Source organism: Streptomyces sp. PA03-6a, assembly GCF_033792765.1.
In the GTDB taxonomy this organism is placed as follows: domain Bacteria; phylum Actinomycetota; class Actinomycetes; order Streptomycetales; family Streptomycetaceae; genus Actinacidiphila.
In genome coordinates this window covers 17,199-38,921 of sequence record NZ_JARAVK010000048.1, presented here as the reverse complement: position 1 = coordinate 38,921, position 21,723 = coordinate 17,199, and the positions used below count along the sequence as shown (strand labels likewise).

Below are 21,723 nucleotides of genomic sequence, written 5' to 3'. Positions count from 1 at the left end.
TCTCCTGGTTGCTCAGGTTGATCCGTCAGGCCCCGGGAGCCGGTGTTGGTAGCACCGACCTGGGGCCGCCCTTTCGGGTAGAAGAAGCGTCTCAGTGATCGCATTGCCCTCGCGGTCGCGTGCGCCGTTCTCGCCGCGAACGACCGCGTCGCCCCACGCGACATCGCCGACCTGATGATGATCGGCGAGCTCGGCCTCGACGGCCGGGTCCGCCCGGTCCGCGGGGTGCTGCCCGCGGTCCTCGCCGCCGCCGACGCCGGGTACCGCCACGTCGTGGTGCCCGAGCGCACGGTCGCCGAGGCCTCGCTCGTACCGGGGGTCTCCGTGCTCGGGGTCCGCAGCCTGCGGCAGCTGATCGCACTGCTCAACGACGAGCTCGCCCCGCAGGAGGACGAGGAGCCCGCCGAAGGCAGGCCCGACCCGATGCTGGCCGGCCTGACCCTGCCGGGCGCAGGCCACGGCACGGGGCTCGCCGACACCGGCACCCCGGATCTGGCCGAGGTCGCAGGGCAGGGCACCGCCAGGACCGCCCTGGAGGTCGCCGCCGCCGGCGGTCACCACATCTACCTGAAGGGGCCGCCGGGCGCGGGCAAGACGATGCTGGCCGAGCGGCTGCCCGGGTTGCTGCCACCGCTCACCCGGCAGGAGGCGGTGGAGGTCACCGCCGTGCACTCGGTCGCCGGGATGCTGCCGCCGGGCCGGCACATGGTGGACCAGCCGCCGTACTGCGCGCCGCACCACTCGGCGACCATGCAGTCCCTGGTCGGCGGCGGAAACGGGCTGCCACGGCCGGGTGCCGTCTCGCTCTCCCACAAAGGTGTGCTTTTTCTGGATGAAGCACCCGAATTCAATGGTCAGGCCCTCGACGCGCTGCGCCAGCCCCTGGAGTCCGGCCACGTGGTGATCGCCAGGGCGGCCGGAGTCGTCCGCCTTCCCGCGCGGTTCCTGCTCGTCCTCGCCGCCAACCCCTGCCCCTGCGGGCGGTACGGCTCACCCGGCGGCACGTGCGACTGCACGCCGAGCATGATCCGCCGCTACCAGGGGCGGCTCTCGGGGCCCCTCCTGGACAGGGTCGACCTGCGGGTCGAGGTGGAAGCCGTCAGCCGCTCCGAGCTGATCGGGGGCGCCGGCTCCGCGGAGTCCACCGCGGTGGTCGCCACGCGGGTGCGGGAGGCCCGCGAGCGCGCCGCCGCCCGGTACGCGGACACGCCGTGGCGGCTCAACAGCGAGGTCCCCGGCCATGAGTTGCGCACCCGCTGGGCCATGGCGCCCGGGGCCCTGCGCTGCGCGGAGCGGGACATGGAGCGCGGGCTCCTCACCGCGCGGGGACTCGACCGGGTCCTGCGCGTGGCCTGGACGGTCGCCGACCTCGCGGGCCGTGACCGGCCCGACGGCGTCGACATGGAGCGCGCCCTGGAGCTGCGCACCGGTGTGCGCCGCGGCATGGCGGCGACGGGAGCCGTCCGATGACGCAGATGCCGCCCGGCCTGGACGGGGACGCCGGGCCGGACCTGGAGGAGGAGCCGCCACCGACGCCCGAGGAGCGTCTGGCCCGCGCCGCCGTGACGCGGATCGCCGATCCCGGCGACGGGCTCGTCGGCGCCTGGCTGCGGGAGCTCGGCCCCGTCGAGACCGTACGGGCCCTCACCGCCGGTGAAGAGCTGCCCGGGGCGGGCGAGCAGCGGGCGGCCGGATACGCCCTGCGGGCCCGCCGGACCCGGCCGGAGCGGGATCTGGCGGCGGCCCGGGCCATGGGGGCCCGTTTCGTGTGCCCCGGTGACCCGGACTGGCCGCGGCAGCTCGACGACCTGGGCGGCGAGCGCCCGTACGGACTGTGGGTGCGCGGCGGCGCCTCGCTGCGGATGTGGGCGCTGCGGTCGGTCGCCGTCGTGGGCGCCCGCGCGTGCACCGACTACGGCTCCCACATGGCGGCGTCCCTCGGCGCCGACCTGGCGGAGGCCGGCTGGGTCACCGTCTCCGGGGCCGCCTACGGCGTCGACGGCGCCGCACACCGGGGAGCGCTGTCCGTGACGGGGGCGACCGTGGGGGTCGTCGCCTCCGGAGTGGACGTGCCGTATCCGCCGGGTCATGCCGAGTTGATCGGACGCATCGCCGAACAGGGGCTGCTCATCGGTGAATTGCCACCCGGATCTCATCCCACCCGCAGCCGCTTCGTGCTCCGCAACCGCGTGATCGCCGCGCTCACCCGGGGCACCGTCGTCATCGAGGCCCAGTACCGCAGCGGCTCCCTGATCACCGCCCGCCGGGCCCGCAAGCTGGGCCGTTTCGTCATGGGCGTGCCGGGACCCTGCACCTCGGCGCTGTCCCAGGGGGTCCACGAGCTGCTGCGCGCCGAGGGGGTCCTGGTCACCGGCGCCGCCGACGTCATCGAGCTCGTCGGCCGCATCGGCGAGGACCTCGCGCCCGAGCGCCGCGGGCCGGTCCTGCCGCGGGATCTGCTCCCGCCCGCGACCGCCCGGGTCCTGGAGGCCCTGCCCGCCCGTGGCGGGGCCGGCGTAGCGGAGCTCGCGGTCGCCGCCGCGAGCACCCCCGACGACACCCTCACCAGGCTCCATGAGCTGCACGCCCTCGGTTTCGTCGAACGGGACGGCCCGCGCTGGAAGTTGCCGCAAGGCCGTGAGGCGGCTCCCACGGCTCCCGTGGCTCCCATGACGGAGGGGGGTGGCCAAGCCGACACGCTCTCCCGGTGAACACACCATCAGGTGACAGGACGGTTCTTGACCTGGGACCCCCTGGATGGCGAGGTTATGGGGACGCCCGAACGTCGCCCTGAGCGACGGTATGGTCACGCTACGCTCAAGGAGGTTCGAGTCCCGCCCGTCCCTCAGGTCACGCAGAACGGCTCAGATCGACGCATGCACCGGCACACTCCCGGGCACGAAGGCAGCACGGCGGCGACCGCCGTCACCGGAAACCCCCGGCCGCCCGCCCCCACCTCGCTCGACGCGCTGTGGCGGACCTACAAGTCCACGGGGGACGCACGCCTGCGCGAGCAGCTGATCCTGCACTACTCACCCCTGGTGAAGTACGTCGCGGGACGCGTGAGCGTCGGCCTGCCCGCCAACGTGGAACAGGCGGACTTCGTCTCCTCCGGGGTCTTCGGGCTCATCGACGCCATCGAGAAGTTCGACCCCGAGCGCGCGATCAAGTTCGAAACCTACGCGATCACCAGGATCCGCGGGGCCATGATCGACGAGCTGCGCGCCCTGGACTGGATCCCGCGCTCGGTGCGCCAGAAGGCCCGCGCCGTGGAGCGCGCCTACGCCACCCTCGAGGCCTCCCTGCGCCGCACCCCGAGCGAGTCCGAGGTCGCCGCCGAGATGGGCATCGCCCTGGAGGAGCTGCACGGCGTCTTCAGCCAGCTCTCCCTGGCCAACGTCGTGGCCCTGGAGGAGCTGCTCCACGCGGGCACCGACGGCGGCGACCGGCTGACCCTGGTCGACACCCTGGAGGACACCGGCGCCGACAACCCCGTCGAGGTCGCCGAGGACCGCGAGCTGCGCCGCCTGCTGGCCCGCGCCGTCAACACGCTGCCCGAGCGCGAGAAGACCGTGGTCACCCTCTACTACTACGAAGGGCTCACCCTCGCGGAGATCGGCCAGGTGCTCGGGGTCACCGAGAGCAGGGTCAGCCAGATCCACACCAAATCCGTTCTGCAATTGCGCGCGAAACTGGCCGACGTCGGCCGTTGACGCCGCTTTGCCCACGGGTGCGCCCGATGGCCGCGCCGCTTCCGTACAGTGGTGAGGTGCCCAAGATTCGAGCGGCCTCGGTGGCCGAGCACCGGTCGATGCAGCGCGACGCCCTGCTGGACGCCGCGCGCAGTCTGCTCTCCGAAGGCGGGACGGAGGCCCTGACCTTCCCCGCCCTCGCGGAGCGCACCGGGCTCGCCCGGTCCTCCGTCTACGAGTACTTCCGCTCCCGGGCCGCAGTCGTCGAGGAGCTGTGCGCCGTCGACTTCCCCGTCTGGGCGGCCGAGGTCGAGGCGGCCATGGAGGCCGCCCCCACCGCCGAAGCCAAGATCGAGGCGTACGTCCGCAGTCAGCTCACGCTCGTCGGTGACCGCCGGCACCGGGCCGTGGTCGCGATCTCCGCGGGCGAACTCGACTCGGGCGCCCGTGAGAAGATCCGCGCCGCCCACGGCGGTCTGGTCGCCATGGTCGTCGAGGCGCTCGCCGCGCTCGGCCACCATGAGCCGAGGCTCACCGCGATGCTGCTCCAGGGCGTCGTCGACTCCGCGGTCCGCCGGATCGAGCTCGGCGCCGCCGAGGAGCCGGACGCCATCGCCGACGCGGCCGTCACCATGGCCCTGCGCGGCGTCCTGGGCTGAGCGGCGGGACCTTCCCGACCGCCTCGATCGCTCCGGCCGTCGTTCCGGCCACCTCTTCCGGCAAGGGCACCCCGAAGACCGGCAGGAGTCGCGACGGCCCGCCGCGCAGCATCCCGTCCGGCAGCAGCGACAGCGGGTCGAGGTAGACCTCCCCGCGCAGCAGCCCCCAGTGCAGGCAGCCGCCGGGGCAGTGCCACGGGCCTCCCGTGACCACCCCCACCTCCTGCCCCGCTCCGACCTCGTCGCCCACCGCGACCGAGGCCCGCACCGGCTGGTACGTGATGCGCAGCCCGCCGGCGAGCTCGATCGCCACGACCCCGCGCCCCGCCACCTGACCGGCGTACGACACCGTGCCGGGCGCCGCCGCGCGCACCGGTGCACCGGGCCCCGCGCGCAGGTCCACCCCACGGTGCCCCGCCGCCCACGGCACCGCCGGCGGATCGAACCCCCGCTCCACGACCGGTCGCCGGCCCCCGCCGGAGGGATCCACCGGCCAGGCCCGTTCCGCGCCCCCACCGGCCGGGACGACCGGAGTCCGGGCAGCGGCCCCCACCGGCTGCACGAGCCCCCCGAGCCACGTCAGTACCGCCAACACCACCACCGCGTATGTCCTCATGGCCCAACGGTGACGTGTTCCGCCGTCGCCGGATGATCATGGAAGCGGCCTGTGGACAACCCCTTGCCGCCCCCGCCCCCAGGCACGATGTCGCCCGCCGCTCCGGCGGTCCCGTACACTTTCCATGGCGATCCGGGTCACCGGGTCGACTTCGCACGCCCCGCCACCGCCCTACAGCGAGCGGTGGACGCGCTCCTCGGTCCCTCGTGGCACGGCGCGTTCGGGGCGTCAGGCGCGGCCGCCGTCCGGCGACCGCGAAAACCGAGTACCCCTAGGAGTACGGCCATGGCCGTCGTCACGATGCGGGAGCTGCTGGAGAGCGGCGTCCACTTCGGGCACCAGACCCGCCGCTGGAACCCGAAGATGAAGCGCTTCATCTTCACCGAGCGCAACGGCATCTACATCATCGACCTGCTCCAGTCGCTGTCGTACATCGACCGCGCCTACGAGTTCGTCAAGGAGACCGTCGCACACGGCGGCACCATCCTCTTCGTCGGTACGAAGAAGCAGGCCCAGGAGGCCATCGCCGAGCAGGCGACCCGCGTCGGCATGCCCTACGTGAACCAGCGCTGGCTGGGCGGCATGCTCACCAACTTCTCGACCGTCTACAAGCGCCTGCAGCGCCTGAAGGAGCTCGAGGAGATCGACTTCGAGGACGTGGCCGCCTCCGGCCTCACCAAGAAGGAGCTCCTGGTTCTCTCCCGTGAGAAGGAGAAGCTGGAGAAGACCCTGGGCGGCATCCGCGAGATGCAGAAGGTGCCGAGCGCCGTCTGGATCGTGGACACCAAGAAGGAGCACATCGCCGTCGGTGAGGCGCGCAAGCTCCGCATCCCGGTCGTCGCGATCCTCGACACCAACTGCGACCCCGACGAGGTCGACTACAAGATCCCGGGCAACGACGACGCGATCCGCTCCGTCACCCTGCTGACCCGTGTGATCGCCGATGCCGTCGCCGAGGGCCTCATCGCCCGCTCCGGTGCCGCCACCGCCGGTGACAAGGCCGAGGGCGAGCCGCTGGCCGCCTGGGAGCGCGAGCTGCTCGAGGGCGACAAGGCGAAGGCCGAGGAGACCGCCGCCGAGGCTGCTCCGGCTGCCGAGACCGCTGAGGCGCCCGCTGCGGAGGCCACTGCGGCCGAGACCGTCGAGGCGCCCGCCGCCGAGGCTGCGCCGGCTGCCGAGACCGCCGAGGCGCCCGCCGCCGACGCCGAGCAGGCCTGAGCCTCAGCCCGCCTTCCGATGCGTGTGAGGACGGCGGGGGCTCCGGCCCCCGCCGTTCGTCCGTAGAACCACCGCTCACCGGATCCACCGACTTCCGAGAAGAGACTGACAGACCATGGCGAACTTCACCGCCGCCGACGTCAAGAAGCTCCGCGAGCTGACCGCCGCGGGCATGATGGACTGCAAGAAGGCGCTCGAGGAGGCCGAGGGCGACCTGGACAAGGCCGTCGAGATCCTCCGCGTCAAGGGCCAGAAGGGCGTCACCAAGCGCGAGGGCCGCTCCGCCTCCAACGGCGCCGTCGTGTCCCTGATCGCCGGTGACAACAGCGAGGGTGTCCTCGTCGAGCTCAAGTGCGAGACCGACTTCGTCGCCAAGGGCGACAAGTTCATCGCCGCCGCCGACGCCCTCGCCGCCCACGTCGCCGTCAGCAAGCCGGCCGACCTGGAGACGCTGCTCGCCTCCGAGATCAAGGACGGCCAGACCGTCCAGGCCTTCGTCGACGAGGCCAACGCCACTCTCGGCGAGAAGATCGTCCTGGACCGCTTCGCCCAGTTCACCGACGGCTACGTCGCCTCCTACCTGCACCGCACCAGCCCGGACCTGCCCCCGCAGGTCGGTGTCCTGGTCGAGCTGGACAAGGCCGACGCCCAGGTCGCCAAGGACGTCGCGCAGCACATCGCCGCCTTCGCCCCCACCTTCCTGTCCCGCGAGGAGGTGCCCGCCGAGACCGTCGAGAACGAGCGTCGCGTCGCCGAGGCCACCGCCCGCGAGGAGGGCAAGCCCGAGGCCGCCCTGACGAAGATCGTCGAGGGTCGCGTCAACGGCTTCTTCAAGGAGAACGTCGTTCTCGAGCAGGCCTTCGCCAAGGACAACAAGAAGACCGTCCAGAAGGTCCTGGACGAGGCCGGCGTCTCGCTGAAGCGCTTCGCCCGCTTCCGCGTCGGCGTCTGAGCGACCACCGCGCAAGCGATTGACCGACGGCCCCGCTAGGGTCGTACGCAGCCGGCCGCTCACCGGCGGGCCGCAGTTGTGACGAGGAGGCCATTGCCCACAGGGAACCATCACGGACCCTCGGCAATGGCCTTCTTCGTACGTGCACGAGGAGATCTCCATGGAACAGGACGCCGACAAGGCACCCACCGCCACCGGCAGCACGCACAAGGGCCGGTACCTGCTCAAGCTCTCCGGCGAGGCCTTCGCCGGCGGAGGGGGACTCGGAGTCGACCCCGACGTCGTGCACACGATGGCCCGTGAGATCGCCGCCGTCGTCCGCGACGGCTACGAGATCGCCGTCGTCATCGGCGGAGGCAACTTCTTCCGCGGTGCCGAGCTCCAGCAGCGCGGCATGGACCGGGCCCGCTCCGACTACATGGGCATGCTCGGCACGGTCATGAACTGCCTCGCCCTCCAGGACTTCCTGGAGAAGGAGGGCATCCAGTCGCGGGTGCAGACGGCGATCACCATGGGCCAGGTCGCCGAGCCCTACATCCCGCTGCGCGCCGTGCGCCACCTGGAGAAGGGCCGCGTCGTGATCTTCGGCGCCGGTATGGGCATGCCGTACTTCTCCACCGACACCACCGCCGCGCAGCGCGCCCTGGAGATCCACGCCGAGGCGCTGCTGATGGGCAAGAACGGGGTCGACGGGGTCTACGACGCCGACCCCCGCTCGAACCCCGACGCGGTGATGTTCGACGCCCTGGAGTACGCCGACGTCATCGCCCGCGACCTGCGCGTCGCGGACCTGACGGCGATCACGCTGTGCCAGGACAACAAGCTCCCGATCCTCGTCTTCGAGCTGCTCGCGGAGGGCAACATCGCGCGGGCCGTGAAGGGTGAGAAGATCGGCACGCTCGTCAACGACACGGGCGCCCGCTGACGGACGGCGCCGGCCGCAATCCGGCCTGCGATCCGCCCGGAACGGGGATGGACAAGACGCTGCCGGTCGGACACCGTGCAGGAAAGACGCGCGCAAGGGCCGAGGCTCTGCCTTCTGAATACCAGGAGCACATGGTGATTGAAGAGACCCTCCTCGAAGCCGAGGAGAAGATGGAGAAGGCCGTCGTCGTCGCCAAGGAGGACTTCGCCGCGATCCGCACCGGCCGCGCCCACCCGGCGATGTTCAACAAGATCGTGGCGGACTACTACGGTGCCCCGACCCCGATCAACCAGCTCGCCTCCTTCGCGGTGCCCGAGGCGCGGATGGCCGTGATCACCCCGTTCGACAACTCGGCGCTGCGCAACATCGAGCAGGCGATCCGGGATTCGGACCTGGGTGTCAACCCGACCAACGACGGCCGTATCATCCGGGTGGTCTTCCCGCAGCTCACCGAGGAGCGGCGCAAGGAGTACATCAAGGTCGCCCGCGGCAAGGCGGAGGACGCGCGGATCTCGATCCGCAGCGTGCGCCGCAAGGCCAAGGAGACCCTCGACAAGCTCGTCAAGGACGGCGAGACGGGCGAGGACGAGGTGCGCCGCGCGGAGAAGGAGCTCGACGACACGACCCACAAGTACGTGGCGCAGGTCGACGAGCTGCTCAAGCACAAGGAAGCCGAGCTGCTGGAGGTCTGATCCGGCACACCGCCGGACCGGATCCCCGGCTCCGCAGACCCGCGGCCGGGCGACCCATCCACCCGACCACCCACCCATCCGACCGACCCGGACCGGACGAAAACGCGAGGCGAAACTCCGTGAACGACTCTTCTTGGGGGCCCTCGCCACATGCCGGTTCCTGGGGAGGCGAGGATGAAGGGGCCACCCGGATGGGCGGCCCCTTGTTCCGCGACGACGCCCCCGAACCGGAGCGGCACTCCGCCCGGCCCGACCGTTCCGTGCCGCAGCCCTCGGCGGCGGGTGGGAACGGCGGCCGGGCGAAGAAGAGCGCGGGGCGCAACCTGCGCGCCGCGATAGGGGTGGGTGTCGGCCTCGGGGTCGTCATCATCGCCTCGCTCTTCATCGTCAAGGCCGTCTTCGTGGGCGTCGTCGCCGCAGCGGTCGTGGTGGGCCTGTGGGAGCTCACCTCGCGCCTGGCCGAGCGCAAGGAGATCCGGGCTCCCCTGGTGCCGCTCGCCGTCGGCGGCGCCGCCATGGTCGTCGCGGGCTACGTACGCGGTGCCGAGGGCGCGTGGGTGGCGATGGCGCTCACCGCGCTCGCCGTACTGGTGTGGCGCATGACGGAGCCTCCGGAGAACTACCTCCGCGACGTCACGGCGGGCGTGTTCGCCGCCTTCTACGTGCCGTTCCTGGCCACGTTCGTGGTGATGATGCTCGCGGCGGGCGACGGCCCGTGGCGGGTCTTCGTCTTCCTGCTGCTCACGGTGATCAGCGACACCGGTGCCTACGCCGTCGGTTGGCGCTTCGGCACGCACAAGCTCGCTCCCCGCATCAGCCCCGGCAAGACCCGTGAGGGCCTGGTCGGCGCGATCACCTTCGCGATGGTGGCGGGGGCCCTGTCCATGCAGTTCCTGATCGAGGACGGCCGGTGGTGGCAGGGTCTGCTGCTGGGCCTCGCGGTGGCCGCCAGCGCGACCCTCGGCGACCTCGGCGAGTCCATGATCAAGCGGGACCTCGGCATCAAGGACATGGGCAAGCTGCTGCCCGGCCACGGCGGCATCATGGACCGCCTCGACTCGCTGCTGCCGACCGCCCCCGTGGTGTGGCTGCTGCTGGTCGTCTTCGTCGGCTCGGGCTGATCCCCGGCAGCCGGCCGTCAGCAGCTCAGCCCGGCTGCGGCCCCGTCGCCACGGGCCGGGCGGGGTCGGCGCTCCACTCGCTCCACGAACCGACGTACAGCGCGGCGTCGATCCCCGCGACGGCCAGGGCCAGCACCTGCTGCGCGGCCGAGACCCCCGAACCGCAGTACACACCGACCCTGCCGCCGTCCGCCGTGACCCCCAGGGCGGTGAAACGGCCGGCCAGTTCGCGGGCGGGACGGAAGGTGCCGTCGGCGGTGACGTTCCCGGACGTCGGAGCCGACACGGCCCCCGGGATGTGACCGCCCACCGGATCCAGCGGCTCGACCTCGCCCCGGTAGCGCTCGGCCGCGCGCGCGTCCAGCAGCACCCCCGTACGGGCCAGCACCGCAGCGTCGTCGGCGCTCAGCACCGGCAGCGCGCCCGGTACGGCCTCGAAGTCGCCGGGCCCCGGTGCGGTGGCCCGTGTGGTCAGTCCGCCGCCGGCGGCCGTCCAGGCGGCCAGTCCGCCGTCCAGCACGCGTACGTCGTCGTGGCCCGCCCAGCGCAGCGTCCACCAGGCGCGTGCCGCGGCCCAGCCCTGGCCGCCGTCGTGGACGACGACCCGGCTGCCCCTGCGTACCCCGGCCCGCCGCATCGCCGCCGCGAACACCCCGGCGTCCGGCAGCGGATGCCGGCCGGCCGGGCCCGCCGGTCCGACGAGTTCCGCCTCCAGGTCGACGTACACCGCGCCCGCGATGTGGCCCGCCTCGTACGCCGCGCGCCCGGACGGCCCTCCGCGCTCGTAGCGGACGTCCAGGAGCACGGGGGCGGTACCGTCGCGCAGGGTGGTGGCGAGCTCCGCGGCGCTGATGATCGTGTTCACCGGCCCATCCTGGCGCAGTCCGGCCGGGCCGGGAAGCCGGGTGTGCGTGCGGCGGGCTGCCGCTGAGCGGCCCACGGCCGACATTCCTCCCTGACCTGCGCTGTCGCCGCTCGTCGTGACGTCGGTCGCACGGTGCGGAGGCCCGTGACGCTGGTCGGCGGTCGGTCCGCCGCTTACACTCGAACGTGTGTACGAGCTTCCTCCGGATCCGCAGCGCCTGCGGGTGATACGCCTCTATCTGCAGATGCAGATCGCCGCAGTCGACGCCAAGATCCAGGAGGCGGAATCCGGTTTCGTGGTCGTGGCCGGGGCGGAGGCCGGAGATGACGCCGTTCCGCGAACTCGGGGCGGGAAGCGCGGTCGCACCTCCGCCTGGCGGCTGCAGAGCGTGCCCGACCCGCGCGGCGGTGCGGGCCGGGGCGTCCTCCATCGCGACGACTGCCGCGTGCCCGGGGGCGGGCGGCTGAACCGGCAGGAGTTCGAGGTCGCCCTCGGCATGCCGGACGTCGCGCCGTGCGAGATCTGCCACCCGGAATCGGAGCGCACCCCGTGAGGCCCAGGACCGCGTCGCGCGTCCCGAGTGGCGCTATGTGACGGGCAGTCAAGTCACCGCGCGGCATGCGTCCGAGCCGGTCCGGCGCCCGGAACAGCGCAAGGCAGGAAGGTCATCCGCCGGGTCCGCCACCGCAAGACCGCCTGGGCTGTGGCGGAATCCACAGTTCCGGCAACGGAAGTGTCACACCCTGCGCGCACACTGTGTACGTGCCGTTGCTCCGGAGGGGGGGCGTCGGCGCGTGCGCGTGTCCAGGTCGGGGAGAGCGGGGGAAGTGATGGGCAGTCACCGGACGGTGGAACAGATCCTCGGTGAGCGGTGGGAGGAGTACGCCCAGGAGGCACTCGCCGAGGCGGGGCAGGACTATCCGGGCCGGGCGATGGTCGTCGAGGCCTTCGGCGAACCCGAGCCGTTCGAGGAACTGATCGCGCCCTTCGGGCCCCGGTGGCCGGGGTCGGCGGCGCCCCCGGCCGGCCCTCGGACCGATCCCGACGAACTGGCCGCCTATGTCCTCGCCACGCTGGCGGACGACGAGGAGGTGAGCGAGGGCGACGCGTGGGGCGTCGTGCAGCGGGTGTCCCGCAGCACGGACGTGCCCTCCCTCGCCGACGAGCGCGGGCTGCCGGACCTGTGGTCGTCCGACGTCGAGGAGATGTGCACGGTGCTGCGGTCGTGGGAGGACCGCTTCGGCATACGCCTGCTGGCGCTCAACCGTGAACGTCTGGTCGTCTCGGTGGCCGCGCCGCCGACCACCATGGCCGAGGCGCTCGCCGTGGCGCGGAGCACTTCGCCTTCTCGCCGAACACCATCACCCAGGCGGGTGATCACGACACCCTGCGTACCTTCGCGGCCCACGAGCTCCTGGGCAAGCAGATGTGGAGCTTCTGGTGGGACTGACCGGGCGAGCCCGGCGCTCTCGCGACCGCGTGCCCTCCCCGGGTGCCGGGCGGGAGGGCACGCGACGCTGAGGGCGGGTCAGCTCGCCTCGGTCTGCGGGCACGTGCGCGGGATCGGCCGGGAGGAGTGGGGGTGCGCCGGGTGCAGGGGCTGGAAGTAGTGCGTGAGGGCCCAGAGGCCGACGCGGGCTCCCGCCTGGCAGCCTGCGGTGTCCGCCGTCCGGGTGTGGATGCCGGCCCACACACGGGCGTCGATCATGTCCTGGTTGAACTGCACGGCGTCGTCGTAGTGCCGTGTGGTGCCCGTGGCGTCGGACGGGAAGGTGAGGTCGATGCGGGTCGTGCCGAAGAGCCCCGTCAGGGTCTGGGCCACGGCGCCGGCGACCGCGGCGTGCCCGCTGATGTGGTCGGGGTGCGGCGGCGTGACGAGCAGCGGCTGCCACTGCGGATCCGGCTCGGTCGCCGGGTTGCCGTCGGTGCCGGCCAGTTGGACGGCTGTGATCGGCCGCCAGGATCCGTAGTGGAGCTTGGCGTCCCACGCGGTGATGACGGCGTCGGTCGCCGCGGAGTTCGCCGCGGCGAACAACCGTGCCGTGTCGGCGATGTCCAGGCGGTGGCGGGCGCTGTGGTCGCGGAACGCGGCCTGGAGCTGCACGGCCAGGTTGCCCCCGAAGAACAGGGCGGTCTCGGTCTGCAGCGCGGTGCGGGGCGAGCCCGTCCGCGCGCCCATGGTCCTCACCTCGTTCACGTCCCGGGCGTAGCGGGCCGAGGTCAGGGCGGGCGGCGGCCCGGGCCGGAACTGGGACGGTGAGGCGAGCAGCAGCGGGCGCAGCCGGGCGAGCCAGGTGTCGATGAACGGGAGGTTCCCGGGCGGCGTGGGCCGCCAGACGCCCGGCGCCGGCGGGGTGGTGAACTCCACCGTCGCGAACCGGCCGTCGCCTTGCCGCAGTTGGATGACACGGTCGGCGGCGCGCGCCCCGAAGGCCACGCCCTGCCGTTTGGCGTTGCCGTCGGGGATCCGGGCGAGGGAATCGGCGTACGCGGTGTCGAGCAGCGTGCGGGACGCCGGGAAGTCGGAGAGCAGGACGTGGTGTGCGGCGGTCACGGCCGCCGCCTCCGGCGACGCGCCGGCGGGCCCGCGGGCGTGCCACTTGTAGGGTGCGTAGCGGCCCTCGATGCCGACGACGGCGTTGTAGACGGCGACCGAGACGAACCCGTGCCAGACGACGGCCTGCCCCGAGGGCCGGGTCGGGCCCAGGTTGGTGCCGATGACGTCCGTGGCGATGGCGTTCCACTCACGTATCGCGGCCGGATCGGCGGAGGGCTCCCCGCCCTTGCCCGCGGCCTGGGCCGGAACGAGGGCGGCGGCAGAGACCGCGGTGGCGGCGAGAGCCGCGGACACGACCACGCCGGTAAGCCGTCCGTACCACCGCGAGAGCCGCCCGGAGGGCGGAGCGGTCCTGTCTGCAGGACTCATGGGGAGACTCCTCGTCGACATCGGGCCCGAGCCGGACCGGAGGGAATTCCGTTCCGGTTCGGGCCACATCGACGTGGTTCCTACCCATGGCCGGGCCTGACGGCCGCCTGGCCCGTCAGGTGCGCGGCCGGTTCCCGTCCTCCGCCTCACAGGCGGGACCCACCCGGGGCTGACGGCCCCTCGTACGACCGGCCACGCCGGTGCCCGTCGTTCGGCGGGCGCACACTACGACGGACCGTCGACCCGGGCCGGTCAGGGGATGGCGACCGGCGGCGGTTGGAAGGTGCCCGGCAGCGGGCTCCAGGCACTGCAGACCGGCAGGGCACCGGTGATGGTGCAGCGGCTCTCCGCCACGTCGCCGCGGAAGGTGATGACCTTGACCGACAGTTCCGATACCGAGGAGGTGCTCACGCTCGCGCCGCACACCCCGGTGCCGGGGTACCCGGGGAGCACACTGAGGTCCTGCCAGGTGTAGGTGCCGCCCACCGGGACGGTGTCGCGCTGGCCGACGAACGTCCGGCCGCGGACCACGGCGACGGAGAAGTCGCGGTTGGTCGTGTTGGCCACGCCCGTGGAGTCGATGTCACACCCCGAGAGCCTGCCGGGACCGGGGTAGGGGGCCAGGAAGGGCCCGCGCCCGGGGCCGAGGAGGGGACCGGCCGGGTCGAGGACCGGGCCGTCACCGGTGGTGTCGAGGAGGGGCCCGCGACCCGGACCGAGGAGGGGGTCGGTGTCGAGGAGGGAACCGGAGCCGAGGACAGGGCCGAGGCCGAGTCCGGGACCGATGCCGAGTCCGGGACCAGGACCGGGACCGGGGTCGAGGTCTCCTTCGGGGTACGGGTAGTCGTCATATGGGTCGGGCCACGGGAAGCTCGACGCCGGCGACCCGGACGAGGCTGCGCCGTTCGTGTCGGCGGCCTGAGCCGTCGTCAGGGAGGCCGCGGATATCGCGGTGGCGATCAGGGCCGCCGGCACCACCGTGCCGACGAGCCGTCCGAACCGTCGAAGGGACCGCCTGGAGGGCGGAGGGGTCCTGTCTGCAGGACGCATGGAGACACTCCTCGTCGATCTCTGGCCGGCACCGAACCGGAGGGCCTTCCGGCACGGCTCGGGCTCCTGTCGACGAGATCCGTACCCGCGCCCACCGGCGTCCGGCGCCAAGGTCATCCCAGTGGCGCAGCCCGTTCCCGGCCGCCGGGCCGCGCTCACCCGATCGACGCCCGCGCCTGGACAGACCCTGACCGGCCGTGAGCCGTGCAGCGCTGGCCAACGTTCGCGGGGCGCGGGCGACCCGGGGAGCCTCAAGGTGCAGGCCAGGAAGCATTCATGACATATATGTGGAAAACGGGTGTGGCCCGGAAGGATCCCGAGCGAGGACGAGGTGGCTGAGGTGGCGGAAGCCCCGACGGACGAGTCGGCCGGCGAGCGGTCGGTCGAGGAGGGGGGATACCGGCAGGAACTGAAACGTACCCTCGGCTCCTTCCAGGTCTTCGCGATCTCGTTCGCGTTCATCTCCGTGGCCGTCGGCATCTTCTCCACCTACGACGACGTGCTGCAGAACGCGGGCCCCGTCGGCATCTGGCTGTGGATCCTCGTCGCGGTCGGGCAGTCCCTGGTGGCCCTGGTGGTGGCTCAGCTCGCGGGACGCATCGCCCTCAGCGGCTCCTCGTACCAGTGGGCCTCACGGCTGGCGAACCCGAAGGTGGGGTGGGGATTCGGCTGGCTGACGTTCTGCTACCTGGCGATCGCCGTGGTCGCCATCGACAACGCCCTCGCGAGCCAGGCGTTCATGCCGCTCGCCGGCATGAGTCCGGACGAGGACACGGCCCGCGTCATCACGCTCGTGGTGCTGCTCGTCCAGGCCGTGCTCGCGGTGGCCTCCACACGCCTCGTCAGCCTCATCAACAGCGCGGCGGTCGGGCTGGAGCTGGCGCTCGTCGTGGTGATGGCGGTCGCGCTCGTCATCGCCGCGGCGGTCACGGGGAACGGCGCGGTCGGCAACCTCACCTCGCGCGGCATCACCGAGGGGGCCCCGCACTACTTCACCGTCGGCGGCGGGCTCATGATCGCGATGATCATGGGCCTGGCCACGCTCGTCGGCTTCGACTCCGCGGCGAACCTCGCCGAGGAGGCCAAGGACCCCTACCGCAGCGTCCCCCGAGCGATCGTCGGTTCGGTCGTGGCCGCGGGGCTGCTGGGCATGCTCTTCCTGATCACGCTCACTGTGGCCATCGAGGACATTCCGCGGATCAGCCGCGACGGCTCCCCGGTCGCCACGATCATGCGGGACCAGCTCGGCCCGGTGACGGAACGGACGCTGCTGGTCGCGATCACCTTCGCCTTCTTCGGGGCGGGGATGGTGGTGATGGTGGCGTGCTCGCGGATCATCTTCGCGATGTCGCGCGACGGGCGCTTCCCCGCGCACCGGATCATGCGACGGGTCAACCCGCGTACGCACACCCCGATCCCGGCCACCGTGCTCATCCTCGCCATGGGGGTCGTCCTGATGGTGGCGCTACCGGGCGCCGCACTGCTGGAGCTGATCACGGCGTCGACGATCCTCCCGGCGCTCATCTACGGCTCGACGATCGTCCTCTACCTGGCGGTACGCCGACGCCTTGGCCGCCGCAAGGGTGCCTTCGACCTGGGACGCCTCGAGCTGCCCGTCGCCCTCGCCGCCCTGGTTTGGACGGTCGTCGCGCTCATCGCCCTGGTGACACCGCGCGAGGCGCTGGTGCCCCTGGTGATCGTGGTGGGCCTGCTCGTCGTCGGCGGGCTGTTCTTCCTCGGCATGCTGGTCTTCGACCGCCGGTCACTGGAGACCGAGCCCGGCGGGGTCGACGTCTTCAAGCACTGAGCTGCCGCGAACGCGGCGGCCGGGGCCGCTGACGGCACGATCACGGAACCAGCGGTCAGGCTTCCCATCGGGCCGGCAGGTCGTCGCGGATCCGTTCGAGATCCGCGGCCGTGCGTCCGCACGCGTGGAGCCAGCACCGGTCGAGCACCCCGTCGCGGCGCAGCAGGCGGCCTGGGGCCGCGTACCAGCGCAGGGGTGAGTCCTCGGCGCTGGCCCACATCGGGTGGTCGGGCAGGTCGACCCGTGTGTAGCGCGCCGCGAGGTTCGGCAGGAGCGCGTCCGGCAACTCGCAGGCGTCGTACAGGCTTCCCGCCCCGAGCAGCGACTCGCTCAGCACCAGCTCCACCCAGGCCACGGACATGTGGTCCAGGAACGGGACCCACCCCTCGTGCGACTCCACCACCACGGGCGGATCGTCCTGCTCGACCCGGCCCAGTGGGATGCCCCATGACGCGCAGGCCTGGTTCTCGACGCGGAAGACGAGGACGCCGCCGAAGCCGTCGTCCACATGGAGACCCATCGGCGGGACCAGCGGATCCTGCTGCCCGGTCAGGTCCTCGCGGCGGCCGAGCAGCGCGTAGCCCTCCCGCAGGGCGGCGGGAAGCTCGAAGCCCAAGTCGGCCTCGGCGGAATCCAGTTCGGCGGCGGTGCAGCCGTCCTCGGGACGCAAGGGGCGTCCCGTCCACTCGTCGGCGAACCGACGTACGAAGTCCCAGGCCTGGGAACGGCTGGTCACCCCGCCTCGCAGCGCCACCGCCACGTCGAGAGCATCGGACATGACGCAGACGCTACCGCCCGCGTTCCCACCTGGGCCTGAATGTCGGAGCCGGGTGCCAGCTTCCGCGGTCCAAGGGCATTGGGAGGGCGCTGGGGACCGGTGGGGGCTTCGGCGTGGGACTACTACTGGGTGGGCGGCGCCGACTGGCGACCGAAGGCGGAGCGGGAGCCTCGCCCGCAGTCGCTGGAGGAGCTGTGGGCCGACGAGCTGGTCCAGGAGGCCGGCACGCACTCGATCCCGGACATCTTGCGCGTCGTGGGGCCCGACGAGACCCCGGACTACAACACCGTGGAACCTGTGACGGCCGAGGAGGCGCGCGAACTGCTCGACACCGGCAGGTTGACGCGTGCACACGTCAGGGATTTCGACGTCTTCCCCGGTCGCGGTAGGTCGGACGGTGCGCAGTGCTGCACGACGACGAGGGCATCCCTCAGGAGATCTGCTTCTGGGGCCACTCAGGCGACTGAACAGCGCGCCCGGCTGCGTTCCTCGGTCGCCGAGTTGATGCGGGACGAGTCGATCAAGGTGAGGTGGAACCGTCCCGGTTCCCAGCACGGACGACACGGACCGCTAGTGGTTCTGTCTGCTTCGCTCCGCCGCCTGGGCGGGGGTGTCGTAGTAGCCGGGTTCCGCCAAGAGCACGGAGCTGAAGTAGTAACCCTGCTCCTCTTCAGGCGCATCGTCAGCAGCGAATGGGCGCCAGAAGCCCAGGAGCAGGTCAGGAGCAAGGAAAGACGCCGGATCGTCCGGATCCGGGTCAACGGTGGCGTACTCGCGCATGCGCTCGATTACCTCGCGTGCAGGAAGCGCGAAGACGTCCAGGTCTCGGAACATCACTCGGTCGGTTTGCGCCAGCGGCCTCCCCAGCTCGACGGCCTGCAGGGTGCCCCGCGTGCACTCGACGCTGATCATGAGGCCGCTGGGACGAAAGATGTGTTGCCCTGGGCGGTCGGACTCGGAGAGCGCAGAGTGATCGCGGAGCGAGTCCAGCGCCGCATTCGCCGCTTCCCGGGGCATGCCGATCTGCAGCGGACCGAGGCCGAGCGGCGGCAGGAGATCAAAGTCCATACGGGCATGATGCCAAGCGGTCTCGCCCAAGTCCCACCGGCCGCCATGGAACCGCTTCCGCCGTTCCCGGATAACCCGCGTCGGCCCGTTACCTGTCATCATCCCGAGGTGAGCATGGACATCGTCTTCTTCCTCGCTCCCGACGACGAGACTGCCGCCAAGACCCGGCTCAAGGGTCCCGGGCCGGCATTTACATCGCTGACCTGCCACGACTTCTCTGCAGACGACGCCGTCGTCGAGTGGGAGATGTACTGCGACGCACCGTCTTCCCACCTCCCACCACAGCACGAGCTCAACAAGAGGGACTGGCCCCACTACGTCGCCCCTGTACTCAACGACGGGGTTGGGGTGTTCGCTTTCTCGGCGAAGCTCCCCAGCGCACTTGCCAACGCCACCTCCAGTCAGCTGCGTGAACTTGCCACGCGGTGGGCTGAGAGGCTCAGGCTCGAAGACGGAGACGATATGACCGACGACGATCCTCTGGTCGTTCTGATGAGTACTGCCGAGCTCGCGACAACGGTCGACGGTGCCGGCGGTGCCCTCGGCCTCTACTGCTGGCACTACTGACACAAGTCGGCACACGTCGCCCACGGGTGCCGGACGTCGCGCTCCGCGACGATCCATCACGATCGGGGACAGACAGCCGCGCAGACGGCGGCCATCGCAGGGCAAGAGCACCTGAGCTCAGGCTGTTGCCCCCTGCGAGTTGAGCCCGTTCCGGAGCCGGCTCCAAGACGTTGGCTCGGTCACTGCGCTACGGCAGTGTCGGACCTCCCGCTCTCGTGCTCGGTGAGAGCCGTGCGCGCGGCCTGCAGTAGCTCGTCGGAGATCGGGTTGCCCCGGGTGGCGCGGGCGAGGACGAGGGCGCCGACCATGGTGCAGAGCTGTGTCATGCCGTCGTCGTCGCCGGTGGCCAGGCGAGCGGCGCGGTTCCGTACGCCGTTGATGTAGACCTGCTGGGAGCGGGTGGCCTGGCCGGGGTCACGCCCCAGGTCGGCGGCGAACCCGGAGACGGGGCAGCCGTCGCCGGCGTGATCGCGGTGCCAGATCGAGAGGTACTGCTCGATCAGCGTCCTGCGGGCGGCCTCGGGGTCCCCGGTCTGCTCCTCGGGCGTCACCGGTGAGTGTGCCGCCGGATCCTCGAAGGCGTGGGCGATGGCGGTGTCGACCAAGTCTTCCTTGGAAGTGAACTGCTTGTAGAACGCGCCATGGGTGAGCCCAACGGCTTTCATCAGGTCGGCGATGCTGACCGCGGTGCCTTTCTCGCGGAACATCCGGGAGGCGGTGGCCACGACGTGCTGCCGGTTCTCCTGTGCTTGCGCCTTGGACACGCGGCCCACGGAATCACCCTCCTCGAATGGCTGTCGCTTGTCATCTATCTTAGCCTGTGTTTAGTTGTATCGCGACAGCTATTTTGTGCCGACGGGATCATTCGGCAGGCCAGGCAGCGCCTTGAGCTGGCTCCCTGCCCGAGGCTGACGGCCTTTGTCCCGCAATCGCAGCACTACCGAGAGCACTGGAGACCTCTGTGGCACCACCGCCCACCCCCACCGAGTCCTCGGCACCCGCGGAGTCCCCGTCGCCCGTGCCGCCTGCCCGGCAACGAACCGTTTCCGAGGTGGTCCACCGCCGGCGCTGGGTGATCCTGGTCGTGCTCTCGTGCAGCCTCTTGGTGGTGATGCTGGACAACTCGATCCTCAACGTGGCGATGAAGGTCATCGCCGAGCCGGCTCCCACCGGACTCGGGTCCACCCAGAGCCAGTTGGAGTGGGCGGTCAACTCCTACACGCTGGTCTTCGCCGGACTGCTCTTCACCGCGGGCCTGCTTGGTGACCGGCTCGGCCGCAAGAAGGTGCTGCTCTTCGGCATGCTGGTGTTCGGTGCGGGATCTGCGCTGTCCGCGTTGTCGGACTCCTCCGGGCAGCTCATAGCCTTCCGCGCCGTGATGGGCTTCGGCGGCGCCTTCATCCTGCCCACCACCCTCGCGATCATCATGAACGTTTTCGAGCGCGAGGAGCAGCCCAAGGCCATCGGCATATGGACCGGTGTGGTCGGTTTCGCCATCGCCGCCGGCCCGATCGCGGGTGGCATCCTGCTGGAGCACTTCTGGTGGGGCTCGGTCTTCCTGGTCAATGTGCCGATCGTGCTCGCCGCCCTGGTCGCGATGGTGGCGATCGTCCCCGACTCCAAGGACCCCAGGCCCGGCAGGCTCGACCCGGTCGGCGTGCTGCTGTCGATCGCCGGTCTGGCGCTGCTGGTCTACGGCATCATCAAGGGCGGTCAGCTGGGCGACTTCACCCGGCCCGAGGCCTGGGTGACGATCCTCGGCGGCCTGGCGGTCCTGGCCGGATTCGTGGCGTACGAGGCCCGTAGCGATCATCCGGCCCTCGATGTTGCCTACTTCCGCAACCGGCGGTTCTCGGCGTCCGTCGCCGCCATCGGCCTGGTCTTCTTCGCCCTCATGGGCGTCACGTTCTTCAGCGTCTTCTACAACCAGAGCGTTCGGGGCTACAGCGTCCTGCAGTCCGGTCTGCTCGTGCTGCCGCTGGCCGCCTCCCAGATGTTCTTCGCCCCGCGGGCCCGGCTGGTCGTCAACCGCTTCGGCGCCCGAGCCGTGTGCGCCGTCGGCCTCGTCCTGACCGCCGTGTCCTTTGCCGGCTTCCTGTTGCTCGGCCAGGACACCCCCATCTGGGTACTGGAGGTGCTGTTCTTCCTGATGGGCGCGGGGATGGCCCATGTGATGCCGCCCGCCACCGTCATGATCATGTCGTCGCTGCCGAGACAGAAGGCCGGCTCAGGATCCGCGGTCAACAACACCTTCCGGCAGGTCGGCGGCGCCATGGGGGTCGCCGTGCTGGGGTCACTGCTGTCCACCGCCTATCGCAACGGTATCGACGGCCACCTGGGCGTACTGCCCGCCTCCGACCGACATGCCGCAGGTGAATCCCTCCAGGCCACCCTGACCGTCGCCGAGAAGCTCGGACCGGTCGGCAGGGCGCTGGTGCGGCCCGCAAAGGACTCTTTCATCCATGCCATGCACCTCACCGCCATGGGGTCGGCGGCCGTCGCACTGGTCGGTGCCGTGGTCGTGCTCGCCTTCCTGCCGGGCAAGGATGTCGCTGAGGCCGTCGCCAGTGACAAGTCCCGGCGCCAGAGCGTCTGATCCCAACGGTGATCCGAACCATCCCCGTGCGACACCGGAGACGACCACCTCTACGGGGCATCTCCGCAGTGCCGTTGCCGACACCGGGGAACTCCTCGGCACGTCGATCCGGAACCCCTCGCTGCCAGCTCTGTTGACGCTCGGATCACACCACAACTCGCCTATTCCATCACTCCGAAGGAGATCGACTG

Annotated in this window: 20 protein-coding genes and 1 pseudogene; 14 read left to right on the top strand and 7 right to left on the bottom strand. The window is 71.3% G+C overall.

What is annotated here, in order from left to right:
- Positions 1-108: 108 nt before the first annotated feature.
- The 4 genes and pseudogenes from PV350_RS14515 to PV350_RS14500 form a co-directional block, all read left to right on the top strand.
- Positions 109-1,470: pseudogene (locus tag PV350_RS14515) on the top strand (YifB family Mg chelatase-like AAA ATPase); the annotation flags it as partial.
- Positions 1,467-2,711 carry a DNA-processing protein DprA gene (gene dprA / locus PV350_RS14510; RefSeq protein WP_500334139.1) on the top strand — a complete coding sequence of 415 codons (1,245 nt, stop codon included), beginning with the start codon at positions 1,467-1,469 and terminating at the stop codon, positions 2,709-2,711. The pseudogene PV350_RS14515 and the gene dprA, both read left to right, overlap by 4 nt.
- Before the next feature lie 165 nt (positions 2,712-2,876).
- Positions 2,877-3,713 (top strand): RNA polymerase sigma factor WhiG, encoded by an 837-nt coding sequence (gene whiG, locus PV350_RS14505; protein ID WP_499514235.1) that lies wholly within the window; start codon positions 2,877-2,879, stop codon positions 3,711-3,713.
- 80 nt (positions 3,714-3,793) lie between these two features.
- Positions 3,794-4,351 carry a TetR/AcrR family transcriptional regulator gene (locus tag PV350_RS14500; RefSeq protein ID WP_499516962.1) on the top strand — a complete coding sequence of 186 codons (558 nt, stop codon included), beginning with the start codon at positions 3,794-3,796 and terminating at the stop codon, positions 4,349-4,351.
- Here the strand turns inward: PV350_RS14500 and PV350_RS14495 are convergent.
- On the bottom strand, positions 4,320-4,967 hold the full coding sequence (locus PV350_RS14495; RefSeq protein WP_500334136.1) for a murein hydrolase activator EnvC family protein: 648 nt from the start codon (positions 4,965-4,967) through the stop codon (positions 4,320-4,322). The genes PV350_RS14500 and PV350_RS14495 overlap by 32 nt on opposite strands.
- Positions 4,968-5,252: 285 nt before the next feature.
- On the opposite strand from PV350_RS14495, the gene rpsB reads away from it, so the two are divergent.
- From rpsB to PV350_RS14470, 5 genes are all read left to right on the top strand, one after another.
- Entirely contained in the window at positions 5,253-6,185 is a 933-nt protein-coding gene (gene rpsB, locus PV350_RS14490; RefSeq protein WP_499514237.1) for a 30S ribosomal protein S2, read from the top strand.
- Positions 6,186-6,300: 115 nt separating this feature from the next.
- Entirely contained in the window at positions 6,301-7,137 is an 837-nt protein-coding gene (gene tsf / locus PV350_RS14485) for a translation elongation factor Ts (protein WP_499514238.1), read from the top strand.
- Positions 7,138-7,297: 160 nt separating this feature from the next.
- Positions 7,298-8,062 carry a UMP kinase gene (gene pyrH / locus PV350_RS14480; protein WP_499514239.1) on the top strand — a complete coding sequence of 255 codons (765 nt, stop codon included), beginning with the start codon at positions 7,298-7,300 and terminating at the stop codon, positions 8,060-8,062.
- 134 nt (positions 8,063-8,196) lie between these two features.
- Positions 8,197-8,754, top strand: coding sequence for a ribosome recycling factor (frr, locus tag PV350_RS14475; protein ID WP_319140848.1), 558 nt, complete (start codon positions 8,197-8,199; stop codon positions 8,752-8,754).
- Between the two features lie 119 nt (positions 8,755-8,873).
- Positions 8,874-9,875 (top strand): phosphatidate cytidylyltransferase, encoded by a 1,002-nt coding sequence (locus PV350_RS14470; RefSeq protein ID WP_500334134.1) that lies wholly within the window; start codon positions 8,874-8,876, stop codon positions 9,873-9,875.
- Between the two features lie 25 nt (positions 9,876-9,900).
- Here PV350_RS14470 and PV350_RS14465 read toward each other — a convergent pair whose 3' ends face one another.
- Entirely contained in the window at positions 9,901-10,740 is an 840-nt protein-coding gene (locus PV350_RS14465) for a sulfurtransferase (protein ID WP_500334132.1), read from the bottom strand.
- Positions 10,741-10,927: 187 nt separating this feature from the next.
- Here PV350_RS14465 and PV350_RS14460 point away from each other — a divergent pair, with 187 nt between their 5' ends.
- Together PV350_RS14460 and PV350_RS14455 are read left to right on the top strand one after the other, a co-directional pair.
- Positions 10,928-11,293: a DUF6233 domain-containing protein gene (locus tag PV350_RS14460; RefSeq protein ID WP_500334130.1), complete on the top strand. Its 366-nt coding sequence runs from the start codon at positions 10,928-10,930 to the stop codon at positions 11,291-11,293.
- Positions 11,294-11,570: 277 nt separating this feature from the next.
- Entirely contained in the window at positions 11,571-12,350 is a 780-nt protein-coding gene (locus tag PV350_RS14455) for a DUF4253 domain-containing protein (RefSeq protein ID WP_500334128.1), read from the top strand.
- On the opposite strand, the gene PV350_RS14450 is transcribed toward PV350_RS14455, so the two are convergent.
- Both PV350_RS14450 and PV350_RS14445 read right to left on the bottom strand, forming a co-directional pair.
- Positions 12,269-13,666, bottom strand: coding sequence for a vanadium-dependent haloperoxidase (locus PV350_RS14450; RefSeq protein WP_500334126.1), 1,398 nt, complete (start codon positions 13,664-13,666; stop codon positions 12,269-12,271). The genes PV350_RS14455 and PV350_RS14450 overlap by 82 nt on opposite strands.
- 252 nt (positions 13,667-13,918) lie before the next feature.
- Positions 13,919-14,716 carry a hypothetical protein gene (locus PV350_RS14445; protein ID WP_500334124.1) on the bottom strand — a complete coding sequence of 266 codons (798 nt, stop codon included), beginning with the start codon at positions 14,714-14,716 and terminating at the stop codon, positions 13,919-13,921.
- Positions 14,717-15,056: 340 nt separating this feature from the next.
- On the opposite strand from PV350_RS14445, the gene PV350_RS14440 reads away from it, so the two are divergent.
- A complete protein-coding gene (locus PV350_RS14440) occupies positions 15,057-16,523 on the top strand; it encodes an APC family permease (protein WP_499514245.1) in 1,467 nt (488 codons plus the stop codon).
- 55 nt (positions 16,524-16,578) lie between these two features.
- Here the strand turns inward: PV350_RS14440 and PV350_RS14435 are convergent, their stop codons facing one another.
- Positions 16,579-17,301: an SMI1/KNR4 family protein gene (locus PV350_RS14435; protein ID WP_500334122.1), complete on the bottom strand. Its 723-nt coding sequence runs from the start codon at positions 17,299-17,301 to the stop codon at positions 16,579-16,581.
- Positions 17,302-17,871: 570 nt separating this feature from the next.
- On the bottom strand, positions 17,872-18,369 hold the full coding sequence (locus PV350_RS14430; protein ID WP_500334120.1) for a hypothetical protein: 498 nt from the start codon (positions 18,367-18,369) through the stop codon (positions 17,872-17,874).
- Positions 18,370-18,477: 108 nt separating this feature from the next.
- Between PV350_RS14430 and PV350_RS14425 the strand changes: the two genes are divergently transcribed.
- On the top strand, positions 18,478-18,936 hold the full coding sequence (locus tag PV350_RS14425) for a hypothetical protein (RefSeq protein ID WP_500334118.1): 459 nt from the start codon (positions 18,478-18,480) through the stop codon (positions 18,934-18,936).
- 179 nt (positions 18,937-19,115) lie between these two features.
- Here PV350_RS14425 and PV350_RS14420 read toward each other — a convergent pair whose 3' ends face one another.
- The gene (locus PV350_RS14420; protein WP_500334116.1) at positions 19,116-19,709 is read right to left on the bottom strand and encodes a TetR/AcrR family transcriptional regulator; all 594 of its coding nucleotides are present in this window, start codon (positions 19,707-19,709) and stop codon (positions 19,116-19,118) included.
- Between the two features lie 188 nt (positions 19,710-19,897).
- On the opposite strand from PV350_RS14420, the gene PV350_RS14415 reads away from it, so the two are divergent.
- Entirely contained in the window at positions 19,898-21,532 is a 1,635-nt protein-coding gene (locus tag PV350_RS14415) for an MFS transporter (protein WP_500334114.1), read from the top strand.
- The last annotated feature ends 191 nt before the right edge of the window (positions 21,533-21,723 follow it).